The organism is Pseudomonas sp. PvP089 (assembly GCF_017875165.1).
Classification (GTDB): domain Bacteria; phylum Pseudomonadota; class Gammaproteobacteria; order Pseudomonadales; family Pseudomonadaceae; genus Aquipseudomonas; species Aquipseudomonas fortuita.
Map to the genome: position 1 here is coordinate 6244917 of NZ_JAGGME010000001.1, position 11275 is coordinate 6256191.

An 11275-nucleotide genomic window follows, 5' to 3' on the forward strand; every position below is an offset into this window, starting at 1 on the left:
AAGTTCGGAAATGTCTTACAGCTCTAGAACCTAGGCGAGGGCTCTGCCCTCGATCGCCGGCAAGCCAGCTCCTACAGTGCTCCACAGTTCTCGAGGCCTGTGGCTCAGCTGGGGGAGCTGGGTTGCCGGCGATTGGGCCTCAAGGCTTGGCGGTGTCCTTCCAGCCACCACCCAGCGCCAGGAACACCCCAATCTGCCCCATGGCTACCTGACTATTGGCCGCTGCCAACTGCGCACGCATGTCGGTATAGGTGCGCGTGGCCTGCAAATCCGCCAGGAACGACTCACGCCCTGCCTGGTAGTACCGGTGGGTCTGGTCTGCGGCTTCCTTGGCCGATTTTTCTGCCTCGGCCAAGGCATCACGCCGGTCCAGCAGGGCGCTGTACTGGGCCAGCCGGGTCTGGGTTTCGCGAATGGCATTCAGCACCACGCCATCGAAGTTCGCCAACGCCGCCTGGGTAGAGGCTTCGGCCATGCGAATACGCGCACGGGTGCCGTTGGTGGGGATGGTCCAACTGATCTGCGGGCCGAAGCCCCAGCGGTTGGTAGACGGCTCGCCGAGGTTCTCCAGAATGCCGATAGTGCCAACCTGGGCACCAATGCTGATGTCCGGGTACAGCGCCCCGGTGGCCACGCCGATGTAGGCAGTGGCAGCAGCCAACTGCCGTTCGGCCTGACGCACGTCCGGGCGGCGCTTGAGCAGGGCCGCGCCATCGCCCACCGGCACCAGCTGATTCAGGTGCGGCAGCTCGGCACAGTCGACGGTGCCGGCAGGCAGCTGATCCACTGGCTTGGCCAACAACGCAGCCAGGGTGTACATACCCGTCTCGCGCTCGGCCTTGAAGCGTGGCAGTTCGGCGCGCAAGGATTTGAACTGGGTCTGCGAGCGGGTGACCTGGGTTTCATCACCGCGGCCGGCATCGCGCAGGCGCTGGTTGAGCGTCACGCTCTGTTCCTGCAGGTCCAGCGACTCGCGCGCGATGTGGAGTTCCTCGTTGGCCGAGCACACCTGGGTGTAGGCCTTGACCACATCCGCCACCAAGGTGATACGGGCAGTATCGGCAGCGGCCTGGACCGCGTCGGCATTGGCCTTTGCGGCCTCGGTGCCGCGCTTGAAGGTGCCCCACAGGTCGAACTGGTACGAGGCACTGATGATGGCCTCGCCAATGTTGGCCACCGGTACCTTCTCGGGCTGCAGGAAGGCTTCGCCCGACTCCTGCAACCGCTGGGCGCCAAGCTTGACGCCACCGTTGAAGCCCCCTTGCGACTGGGCCACCTCAACCTGGGCGCGGGCCTTGGCGATGTTGGCAGCCGCCACGCGCAGTTCGGTGTTGGCACTCAGGGCCAGACGTACCAGCTCGTTCAGCCGCTGGTCCTGATAAAGCTGCCACCAGTCCTCGGGCACCGGTGCCGATACAACGCTGTCGGCATCCTGGCGTAGCGGGCCGCTCAGGTCGCTGCGTTGCACCGCCGCGTCCTTGGGCAACTCATAGTCGGGCCCTACCATCATGCAGGCCCCCAGCGACAGGCACAGGCCGGCCAGGATCAGCTGTTTCATGGGCGCTCGCCCTCGATGATCGACACCGTGGCGGTGCGCCCGGCAATCATGCGGAAGTCTTGCGGCACTTCATCGAAGGCGATGCGCACCGGAATACGCTGGGCCAGACGCACCCAGCTGAACGCCGGGTTGACATTGGGCAGCAGGTTGGCGCCGCTGCTGCGGTCACGGTCTTCGATGCCGGCGGCAAAGCTCTGCACATGGCCGCGCAGGCGGGTGTTGTCGCCCATCACGCGAATGTCCACCGCATCGCCAATGTGAATGCCACCAAGCTTGGTTTCCTCGAAATAACCATCGACATGGTACGAGGCGCTGTCGACCACCGACAGCACCGGGCGGCCGGCGGTAACGAATTCGTGGTTACGCGGCGCGCGGTCGTTGAGGTAGCCGTCCACAGGGCTGCGCACCACCGAACGGTCGAGGTTGAGCTGGGCAGTATCGACCGCCACCTGCGCCTCACTGACGGCTGAACGCGCGCGAGCCTCGCGCGACTGGCTTTCTTCCAGTTGCTCGGCGGCCACCAGGTTACCCAGCTTGCGGTTGCGCTGCGCTTCACGCGAAGCCTGGGCCAGGGTTTCCTGGCGCTCGCCCAGCGTCGCCTTAGCCTGGCGCAAGGCCAGGGTGAAGCGGTCCTGGTCGATGGTGAATAGCACGTCGCCGCGTTTGACGGTCTGGTTGTCGCGCACCTCGACTTTCTGGATCAACCCCGACACATCAGGGGCGATCTGGATCACGTCGGCGCGGATGTGGCCATCGCGAGTCCAGGGGGCAAACATGTAGTACACCACCATCTGCCACACGAGCACGGCGGCGAAGGTCACTACCAGCAAGGTCAGGACCACACGGCCCAAGGTCAGCAAAGGTTTTTTCATGGCAGCATCAGGTTTCGGCAAAAGTGGTCCACCGCGCCAAGCAGCACGGCATACAGAGCAACGTTGAACAACGCCCGGTGCCAGACCAGGCGGTAGAAATGCAGGCGCACCAGCACCGCATGCACCCCCAGGAACAACAGGTAGGTGCCAAACATCATCACCAGCAGCGTGGGCAGAAATACCCCGCTGATATCCAGTTCACCAATCACAGGGGCGCTCCGTCGAGCCCAGGGGGCAGTTGCGGTTGTTCGGCGGGTTCGAGCATCACCTCCACACCCGGCAACAGCGCCAGCCGCAGGCCGCTCAGGGCATGCAGCAGGTGGGTGCGGGCATCGCCGCGCTCGTACAGCTCGTCCAGGTTCAGCGCCAGGCGTGCACGCTCCATGTTGCGCAGCAGCGCGGCCGGAGCATGCAGGCGTTCACCGGCACGCAGGCAAGCGGCGTAGTGCGCGCCAACTTCCTCGACCACCGTGTTCAGGCGCTCGCGCGCCTGCTGGCCGGCGCGCGGCATATAGGCCAGCAGGTCGAGCAGGTTCAGCCCCACACGCAGGTCACGCAGTGCCACGCCGCTGTCCTGGCCGGTTTGCGACAGCCGCGGCAGGTGCTGCATCAGGCGGTCGAGCATCTGCACGCCAACCTGACGGTGTTCGGCCAGGGTCGCCGGCTCGGTCATTTCAACGATGTCGCGCCAGGCGAAGCGGGTCATGCGTTTGGCCGCCAGCTCCACGCCGAAGGGGCGCATCACCAAGGTCCAGATAAAGGCGAACAGAAGGCCTGCTGGGCCGGCAAGGTTGGAGTTGAGGAAGGTGAAGAAGTCAGCGTCGTAGGCGCCCTGGATGCTGATGAAGGTCGAGGTGTTGACGATGGTCAGCAAGGTGCCCAGGTAGAAGCGCGGCTGTACGGTCAGGGTGCCTATGCAGATGAACGGCACGGCAAAGGCCAGCACCAGCATCGGGAAATCGTGCAGGTTGGGCAGCACCAGGAACAGGTACAGGCTGGAGAAGATGACCGACATCAGCGTCCAGAAGAAGAACCGGTAAATCTGTGGCGCCGGGTCGTCCATGGCGGCGAAGAAGCTGCACGATACTGCAGCGAGGATCACAGCGCTGGCGCCGTCGTTCCAGCCCAGGCCGATCCACAGCCCGCAGGCGACCACGATCGCCAGTACGGTGGAGGCCACCGAGTACAGCATCAGGCCGCGGTCGAAGAACGCCGTCAGCCGGCCCAGCCGCCAGTGGCGGTACACCGCGCGCCAAGGCTTGGCATCGTCTGTACGCAAGGCGTGCTGCAGGGTGCAGCAGTCCTGCCATAAGTCGGCCCATTCGGTCAGGCGGTACAGGGCGTTGGACAACAGCAGCTCGGCGCGCTGATCGAGGGCGGCGGCACCGGGCTGCAGGCGGTCGATCTGCTCGTGCAGCGCGGTCCAGCGCGTTACCGAAGCGCTGTCAGCAGTGCCTTTTAGCCATTCGCGCGCGGCTTCAAGCACGGGTTGAAGTTGGGCGAACTGGGCCGGGGCACGGCCCTCCAAGGCCACAAGTGCGTCGTCGAGCGCATCAATGACCGGCAGCAGGTGAATCATCCGCCCACGCAGTTCGCGGGCATTCTTCAAGGTATGGGGGCCGGCGCCTTCGTGGCCTAGCTGGCCGATCATCAGCTCCAGCGAATTGAAGGTGGCGACCATCGACCCGCGCATGCCACCCACCTTGTCGGCACTCGCTTCGCGGGCCAGGTAGGTGTCGCTGTAGCGGATTGCCTCGTTGAACCAGTTCCCGGTGGCACCCACCACCACAGGGGCCAGCCGGCGCGGCCAGAAAATGGCGCCAACCACGGCCGCACAGACGATCCCCAGGCAAATTTCCTGAGCGCGGGAAGAGGCTACGTCGAATACAGCGAGCGGGTTGTCGACTACTGCCAGGGCGATCATCGGCAACGTGTAGCCGGCCAGCATCAGCACGTAGTTGTTGGCCGTGCGCAGGTTCAGCGACAGGAACAGCAAGGTGCCGGTCCACAGGGCGATGGCGATGCTCAACAGCAACGGCGATTGCACCAGCGGCGGCACCAGGAAAATCGCCCCGCCGGCACCCAGTAACGTGCCCACTGCGCGGTACAGCGCTTTAGAGCTGGTCGGGCCGACGAACGGGCTGGAGACAATGTACACCGTGGCCATGGCCCAGTAGGGGCGCGGCAGTTGCATGAGCAAGGCGATGTACAAGGCAATCATGGAAGCGGCGAAGGTACGCGCGCCGTAGAACCAGTCGCGGGCCGGGGGTACCGAACTGAAGAAGCCGTTCATGCCACCCCGCCCGTACTGCCCAGGCCGGCAGCTTCGAAGGCGCGCAGCACGCGCAAGGTGGCGTCCAGGTCGGCCTGGTCGATACCGTTGAGCACATCGCGGCGCAGGCGCACCAGTTCAGCTTCGATGGCTTCGGCCAGGGCACGGCCTTCGGCGGTCAGGCTCAGGGCCTTGGCGCGGCGGTCCAGTGGGTCCTCGCTGCGGCACACCAGGCCGGCCTTGCACAGTTGGTCGAGCAGGCGCACCAGCGATGGGCTTTCCAGGCCGGCGGCCTGGGCCACCGCCACCTGGTGCACACCGTCGCCCAGGCGCACGATCATCAGCAGCGGCGCAGCGCAGGCCTCGGAAATACCGTAACCGGTCAGGGCGGTATGGCAGATGCGCCGCCAATGACGGGCGGCTACCACCAAGCCACTGCTGACTTGCAGGCGCAGGAGATCAAGGGACATGAAGGGAACCAAGGATATTCATAGTTTGCTAACTATCAATATACGCCTTGCCCTCCCCCTGTCGTCAACAGCGGGCGATGAGGGGTAAGGATGAATTGTTGTTCATGATGGGCTTTGTGTCTGCCTGTGCTGGCCCTATCGCCGGCACAAGCAGCAGAAATTTCAGGGCTGGATCTGGTCTTCCAGCTTCATGGTCAGTGCCAATGTGCTGCCCATCTGCACCGCCCGGTCCCGCCATTCCTGGTACCGCGCCGCATCACGGCTGCTGAAGTGCACGGCCAGCTCCTCTGCTGCCTGCACCACCCCCGCCGCAGCCGCCAGCTCCAGCCAATAGAGAGCGGCCTTGAGGTCGGCCTCTACATACAGCCCGTGCATCAACCTGTAACCCACCTCGAAGCGGCAACGCGCCTCGCCCCGCTCGGCCCCGCGCATGAACCACTGGTAGGCCTGTACCAGGTCGACCTGCCAATCAAGGTCGCCATCGCACACCTCCTCCTCATACAGGTCACCCAGTGCTGCGGCGGCATGCAGCATGCCCCGTTCGAAGGCCTGTCGGTAACACTCCGCCGCCTGCACGTAGGAAGGGTCGATACCTTTGCCAAAGTAATGCTGCTGCCCAAGGTTGAACCAGGCCGCAGCATTGCCCTGCAAGGCTGCCATGCGCAGAAGGTGGCCGGCCAGCACGGTATCAGCACGCCAGTACTTGCCGTTGAGCCAGATCCAGCCGAGGTCGTTCAGCGCCGCCACGCTGCCTAGCAACGCCTGGCGACGCAAGTCGGCATATACGGCCTGCAGGTCGCTGGCCTCATCCAGGCGGTTGACCAGCATCGAGCGCTGGCTGGGCAACCCCACACCGGCAAACAGCCGCTGTCGCCTCCCGACCGGGGCCGGTGGCGCAATGACCCGCTCGGGCAGAAGGCGGGCAAGCAGCGAATGGATATTGCTGGCAGCAGACATGTTCATCCTCATTGAACGACGCACAACCCAACCTTCGGCTGTGATGAGGCGTGATTCTGCGTGACGTCACGTCAAAACCTGTCGCGAACGATTCGGTACATGGCAACCAAATGCGAGTTCCTTGATCTGAGCAGGCTGTGGCCAATTGCCATACAACACGCGTGCCGCCATCCTATTGCGGCAAGCCTAGACAAGGACGTTACATTTTGCCGTTCGCCACCACTCGCGCCACTCTCAGCCGTCAGTGGGCACTGCTGCGCCAGCTGCCCAGCCGCTCCCCAGGTATTACCAGCGCCGAGCTTGTCTGGGGGCTGCGCGATGTGGGCTTCACGGTCAGCAAACGCACTGTAGAGCGCGACCTCAATGAGCTGTCGCTGATCTTTCCGCTGGAACGCAATGACAAGAGCATCCCGTTTGGCTGGCACTGGTCAGCGAGTGCGGTGGGTGAGTTGCGCGGTAACTTCGACTTGCTGACGCACCTGCGGGGGGATGCGTTGCAACCGGCGAAGGGTGAGGGCGTGGAGCTGGTGGCGCGAATCAGCGATGCACTGGCGCGGCAGTTGCGCGATGCGCCGTTGAGCAGCGACATGCAGCTGACGGCGCTGGAGCATGGGCATCGGTTGCGGGCCACGGTGAGTGACGGTTGGCCATTGCGCTGGTGGCTGCTGAGCCATGGGGATGGGTTGGTGGTGGAGCAGCCTTCGGTATTGAGGGAAGAAATTGGCAAGATCCTGAGCAATGCGGCAGCTCAGTACCTGACTTGATAGCTGTACTGGCCCTATCGCCGGCAAGCCAGGTACTCCACAAGCCTCACGACCTGTGGAGTACCTGGCTTGCCGGCGACAGGGCCAGTGCAGGTCAGCGCTGCATGCCCCAACGCCGCACGGTCAGCCGCTCCAGGGTGTTGAACACCAACCCTTCCACCAGCAAACCGATCAGGATCACCACGGCCAACCCGGCAAATACCTTGTCGGTATACAGCTCGTTACGGTTCTGGAAGATGTACCAGCCCAGCCCGCCTTTACCGCTGCTGGCCCCAAACACCAGCTCGGCGGCAATCAGGGTGCGCCAGGCAAAAGCCCAGCCGATCTTCAGCCCCGACAGGATTGATGGCAATGCCGCCGGCACGAGGATGTGCAGCACCAGTCGCAGCCCTTTCAGGCCATAGTTGCGACCAGCCATGCGCAGTGTTTCCGAGACACCAAGAAAGCCCGCGTAGGTATTCAGCGCCAAGGCCCACAGCACCGAATGCACCAGCACGAAGATCAGGCTGTTGTCGCCCAGCCCGAACCACAGCAAAGCCAGCGGCAGCAGGGCAATGGCTGGTAGCGGGTTGAACATCGAGGTCAACGTGCCCAGCAGGTCCCGGCCCAGCTGGGTCGAAACTGCCAGACTGGTCAGGCCGAAGGCCAGGACGATGCCCAGCACGTAGCCCTTGAGCAGGATCACCAGCGACACGCCAACCTTGGCCGGCAGTTCACCACTGATCATGCCGTCCCACAGCGCTGCGGCAGTTTGTACAAAGCCAGGCAATAGCAGGTCGTTGTCCTGATAGCGGGCGACGGCCTCCCACAGCACAGCGATCACCAGCAGGATAACTGCCTTGCGCAGCCAGCCTTGCTGCCACAGGCGCTGGGCCAACGGCAGTTGTCGTTCCAGAGGCACACTGAGCAGGGGCTGCAGCTGCACCTCGTATTCCTGGCGTACAGGTGTAGTGGTCATGGCTGAAGCTCCTGTCAGTAGGCAATGCGAATAGCGTTGAAGCCAATGTCGTTGGGCTTTTCCGGGGTATCTGCCTCATCAAACAGCAAGCGGTGGATACGCCGGGCACTGGCCTGGAAGTCGCTGCCACCTAGGCTCGCCAGGTCGTACTGATGACTGTGCACTTCAGCCCGCACCCGCCCCGGGTGTGGCGAAAGCAGCAGGATACGGTTGCCGACCACCAGCGCCTCCTCGATGGAGTGGGTCACGAACAGCAGGGTAAACCGCACTTCCTCCCACAGCAGCAACAGCTCTTCCTGCATCTTGCGCCGGGTCAGCGCATCAAGGGCGGCGAACGGCTCATCCATCAACAGGATCTTTGGCTGCGTGGCCAAGGCCCGGGCAATCGCCACGCGTGCCTTCATGCCGCCCGACAAGGTATGCGGATAGGCATCGGCGAAGGCGGCCAGGCCAACCTTCTCCAGGTAATGCAGCGCCCGCTCCTCGGCATCGGCGCGCTTGAGCTGGCCCGACACCAGCAGTGGGAACATCACGTTCTGCTTCACCGTTTTCCACGGCGGCAGTTGGTCAAACTCCTGGAACACCACGATGCGGTCGGGCCCGGGGCCACGGACCGCTTCGCCCTGCAGCAGAATCTGCCCTTCCTGCGGCTGGATGAAACCGGCTACGGCTTTGAGCAAGGTGGACTTGCCGCAACCGGAGGGGCCCAGCAGCACAAAGCGGTCGGCACGGTCGACTTCGAAGCTGACCTGGTGGGTGGCCCGCACCACGCGTTGTGCGGTGCGGTATTCGAGGCTGAGGTTATCCACCTTGAGCAAAGGCGGCGTTGCGACACGGCTCAGGTTGCTGGCCGTGTGGCCTGGCAATGGGGCGGTCATGGTCGATCAGCTCCCCTGCAGCGGGCGTTCATCCTGGAAGAAGTAATCCTTCCACGATTCCGGCTTGTGCTTGATGGCGCCGACCCGATAGAGAAAATCGGCCAGCTTGTAGGTGTTCTTTGGCGTGACGGTGAATTCGTACTGCGGGTTGTCGATCAGTTTGATCAGCGCGTCGCGGTCGATCTTGGCCTTGGTCACACGGATGTAGGTGTCGGCGGCAGCGGCCTTGTCTTTCTGGGCGAAGTCTGCGGCTTCGGCCAGGGCGTCGACGAAGGCCTTGTAGGTTTTGGGGTTGTCCTTGCGGAATTTCTCGGTGGCAAACAGCAAGGTCGGCGAGTTGGGGCCGAGCAGGTCATAGCTGTTGAGCACCACGTGCACGTCTTTGTTGGCCAGCACTTGGTCCTGGAACGGTGGGTTGGAGAAATGCCCGTTCAGCTCGGTACCGCCGGCCAGCAACGCGGCGGTAGCATCCGGGTGCGGTACGGCGAGGGTGTATTTGTCGAGGCGGTTGTATTCCTTGTCGCCCCACTGCTGGGCCGCGGCGTACTGCAGGAAGCGCGACTGCACCGAAACACCCACCGCTGGCACAGCGATGCGGTCTTTGTCGGAAATGTCAGCGATAGTCTTCACGTTGGGATTGCTGCTGACCAGGTAGTACGGGAAGTTGCCCAGCGAGGCCACCGCCTTCACGTTCTGCCGACCCTTGGTGCGGTCCCACACAGTAAGCAGGGGGCCGACACCCGCACCGGCGATGTCCACCGAGCCGGACAACAGTGCGTCGTTGATGGCCGAGCCCCCCGACAGCTGAGCCCAGTCGACCTCGATGTCGATGCCCTGCTCCTTGCCGTGCTTTTCGATCAGGTGCTGGTCACGCACCACGTTCAGCAGCAGGTAGACGATGCCGAACTGTTCGGCAATACGGATCTTGCCTTCGGCCTGGGCCGCTGCGGGGGCGGCCAGGGTGCCGACGACCAGGCTCGCGCCCAGGCCGATGCTTGCCGCCAGGCGGCTGATGGATTTGCGCATTAAGATGTCCTCAGTCGTCAGAACGGGGCGTCGCCCTGGATGGTGGTGCGGTACAGCTTGCGTCGCAGGTGTGCGGGGCAGCCGGTGGCCAGGTGGATCAGCGAGCGGTTGTCCCAGAACACCAGGTCGTGGGGCTGCCATTGGTGGCGGTAGGTGTTCTGCTCCAGCACGCTCAGGGCGTATAGCTGTTGCAGCACGTCGCGGCTTTCGTCGTCTGGCAGGCCGATGATGCGGGTGGTGAACCCTTCACTGACGAACAGTGCCTTGCGGCCGTTTTCCGGGTGGGTGCGCACCACGGGGTGAATGACTTCCTGCACCTGCGCCAACTGTTCGGCGGTCAGGGTCGGGCGCCAGTTGCCTTCGAATTTGGTCTCGCCGTACCGGGCGGTGTAGGAGTGAGCAGCACTGCGGCCCTCGACTATCTTGCGCAGGGCGCCGGGTACGGCGTCCCAGGCTTTGTGCATGTCGGCGAACAACGTGTCGCCGCCTTCGCTGGGCAGTTCCTGGGCATGCAGCATGGAACCGAGGCTGGGCAACGCCTTGTATGACAGGTCGGAGTGCCAGAACTTGCCGGCATCACCCAGGCCGATGTTCTGGCCGTTTTCGATGATGTTGGAAACGATCAGGATCTCGGGATGACCTGTGAGCAGGAACTGCTTGAGCACATGAATTTGCAGCTCGCCAAAGCGGCGGCTGAAGGCTATCTGCTGTTCCGGGCTGATGCGCTGGTCGCGAAACACCAGCACATGGTGGTCGAGGTGGGCGCGATGGATACGGCCGAAATCCTCGGCGTTGACCGGTTTGGCCAGGTCCAGGCCGATGATCTCGGCGCCTACGGCACCGGAGAACGGGCGGATTTCGAAAACTTGCGGCTGGGCGCTGTCGATGGTCGACAAGGCGTTCGAGGCGGCTGACATTTATCACTCCCACGCAGTGCGCGACTTCAAGAGCGCGCAACGATCAGAAACGCACGGGGATTTCCCGTGTGGGTTCAAGTCGTGCGGCGCATCGATTGGTCGACGGGTACGCAGTGGATGTGACTATAAAGTCATAAGTGCGATATTTTAAATACCTTTAAAGAATAACCATATCACGGTCGCCGGGGCTGCCCAGCTGTCAGATCAGCCCGCCCTGCTCTTCTTCGTCGATCAGGTTGTTAAGGCTGCTGAGCGCCTTGCGCGCGGTGGAGCGGTTGAGCAGCTTGGCCTGGGCGCCGGCGGGCAAGTCGGTGATCTTGAACACGCCCTTGGCGGTCAGCACGTCGATGAGGTCCTCGAGCACGCGGATCATGTCCAGGTCGCTTTGCTTGAGCTGGTTGAGGCTGTTTTCCACGACGTCATCGGCAAACCATTCCTGGATATCGGCATGGTCGGCGGGGAGCATTTCGGTGAACTGGTCAAAAGCGGCTGCTTCTACCCGCAGCAACTGGCCGGTGGCGTCGCGTTGCACGTAGAACATGGCGGTGTCCCTCGTCACGTTGGTTCCTTGTTGGTAGACAGCAGCATAGGCAAAGATCGCCA

The 11275-nt window shown here is 63.3% G+C and carries 12 protein-coding genes; 1 reads left to right on the forward strand and 11 read right to left on the reverse strand.

Going from position 1 to position 11275, the window contains the following annotated elements:
* Positions 1-139: 139 nt before the first annotated feature.
* From J3A71_RS28535 to J3A71_RS28560, 6 genes are all read right to left on the reverse strand, one after another.
* Positions 140-1558 (reverse strand): TolC family protein, encoded by a 1419-nt coding sequence (locus J3A71_RS28535; protein WP_096425445.1) that lies wholly within the window; start codon positions 1556-1558, stop codon positions 140-142.
* On the reverse strand, positions 1555-2430 hold the full coding sequence (locus J3A71_RS28540) for an HlyD family secretion protein (protein WP_016484331.1): 876 nt from the start codon (positions 2428-2430) through the stop codon (positions 1555-1557). Before J3A71_RS28540 ends, J3A71_RS28535 begins: the two co-directional genes overlap by 4 nt.
* Positions 2427-2639, reverse strand: coding sequence for a DUF1656 domain-containing protein (locus J3A71_RS28545; protein WP_003255905.1), 213 nt, complete (start codon positions 2637-2639; stop codon positions 2427-2429). Before J3A71_RS28545 ends, J3A71_RS28540 begins: the two co-directional genes overlap by 4 nt.
* Positions 2636-4723, reverse strand: coding sequence for an FUSC family protein (locus J3A71_RS28550; RefSeq protein WP_060518121.1), 2088 nt, complete (start codon positions 4721-4723; stop codon positions 2636-2638). Before J3A71_RS28550 ends, J3A71_RS28545 begins: the two co-directional genes overlap by 4 nt.
* The gene (locus tag J3A71_RS28555) at positions 4720-5172 is read right to left on the reverse strand and encodes a MarR family transcriptional regulator (protein ID WP_060518123.1); all 453 of its coding nucleotides are present in this window, start codon (positions 5170-5172) and stop codon (positions 4720-4722) included. Before J3A71_RS28555 ends, J3A71_RS28550 begins: the two co-directional genes overlap by 4 nt.
* A 162-nt stretch (positions 5173-5334) precedes the next feature.
* Positions 5335-6129, reverse strand: coding sequence for a tetratricopeptide repeat protein (locus J3A71_RS28560; RefSeq protein ID WP_023047948.1), 795 nt, complete (start codon positions 6127-6129; stop codon positions 5335-5337).
* Between the two features lie 206 nt (positions 6130-6335).
* On the opposite strand from J3A71_RS28560, the gene J3A71_RS28565 reads away from it, so the two are divergent.
* Positions 6336-6893 carry a WYL domain-containing protein gene (locus J3A71_RS28565; RefSeq protein WP_016484326.1) on the forward strand — a complete coding sequence of 186 codons (558 nt, stop codon included), beginning with the start codon at positions 6336-6338 and terminating at the stop codon, positions 6891-6893.
* A gap of 94 nt (positions 6894-6987) precedes the next feature.
* Here J3A71_RS28565 and J3A71_RS28570 read toward each other — a convergent pair whose 3' ends face one another.
* The 5 genes from J3A71_RS28570 to J3A71_RS28590 form a co-directional block, all read right to left on the reverse strand.
* Positions 6988-7851, reverse strand: coding sequence for an ABC transporter permease (locus tag J3A71_RS28570; protein ID WP_016484325.1), 864 nt, complete (start codon positions 7849-7851; stop codon positions 6988-6990).
* Positions 7852-7865: 14 nt separating this feature from the next.
* Positions 7866-8729: an ABC transporter ATP-binding protein gene (locus J3A71_RS28575; protein WP_016484324.1), complete on the reverse strand. Its 864-nt coding sequence runs from the start codon at positions 8727-8729 to the stop codon at positions 7866-7868.
* A 6-nt stretch (positions 8730-8735) separates the two neighbouring features.
* On the reverse strand, positions 8736-9755 hold the full coding sequence (locus tag J3A71_RS28580; RefSeq protein ID WP_016484323.1) for an ABC transporter substrate-binding protein: 1020 nt from the start codon (positions 9753-9755) through the stop codon (positions 8736-8738).
* 17 nt (positions 9756-9772) lie between these two features.
* The gene (locus J3A71_RS28585) at positions 9773-10672 is read right to left on the reverse strand and encodes a TauD/TfdA family dioxygenase (RefSeq protein WP_016484322.1); all 900 of its coding nucleotides are present in this window, start codon (positions 10670-10672) and stop codon (positions 9773-9775) included.
* Positions 10673-10871: 199 nt separating this feature from the next.
* On the reverse strand, positions 10872-11213 hold the full coding sequence (locus J3A71_RS28590) for a hypothetical protein (protein WP_016484321.1): 342 nt from the start codon (positions 11211-11213) through the stop codon (positions 10872-10874).
* Between the last annotated feature and the right edge of the window lie 62 nt (positions 11214-11275).

Bases quoted from the DNA above. Each gene is read 5' to 3' on its own strand.
- J3A71_RS28535 (WP_096425445.1), bottom strand. From the start codon at position 1,558: ATGAAACAGCTGATCCTGGCCGGCCTGTGCCTGTCGCTGGGGGCCTGC.
- J3A71_RS28540 (WP_016484331.1), bottom strand. From the start codon at position 2,430: ATGAAAAAACCTTTGCTGACCTTGGGCCGTGTGGTCCTGACCTTGCTG.
- J3A71_RS28550 (WP_060518121.1), bottom strand. From the start codon at position 4,723: ATGAACGGCTTCTTCAGTTCGGTACCCCCGGCCCGCGACTGGTTCTAC.
- J3A71_RS28555 (WP_060518123.1), bottom strand. From the start codon at position 5,172: ATGTCCCTTGATCTCCTGCGCCTGCAAGTCAGCAGTGGCTTGGTGGTA.
- J3A71_RS28560 (WP_023047948.1), bottom strand. From the start codon at position 6,129: ATGTCTGCTGCCAGCAATATCCATTCGCTGCTTGCCCGCCTTCTGCCC.
- J3A71_RS28570 (WP_016484325.1), bottom strand. From the start codon at position 7,851: ATGACCACTACACCTGTACGCCAGGAATACGAGGTGCAGCTGCAGCCC.
- J3A71_RS28575 (WP_016484324.1), bottom strand. From the start codon at position 8,729: ATGACCGCCCCATTGCCAGGCCACACGGCCAGCAACCTGAGCCGTGTC.
- J3A71_RS28580 (WP_016484323.1), bottom strand. From the start codon at position 9,755: ATGCGCAAATCCATCAGCCGCCTGGCGGCAAGCATCGGCCTGGGCGCG.
- J3A71_RS28585 (WP_016484322.1), bottom strand. From the start codon at position 10,672: ATGTCAGCCGCCTCGAACGCCTTGTCGACCATCGACAGCGCCCAGCCG.
- J3A71_RS28590 (WP_016484321.1), bottom strand. From the start codon at position 11,213: ATGTTCTACGTGCAACGCGACGCCACCGGCCAGTTGCTGCGGGTAGAA.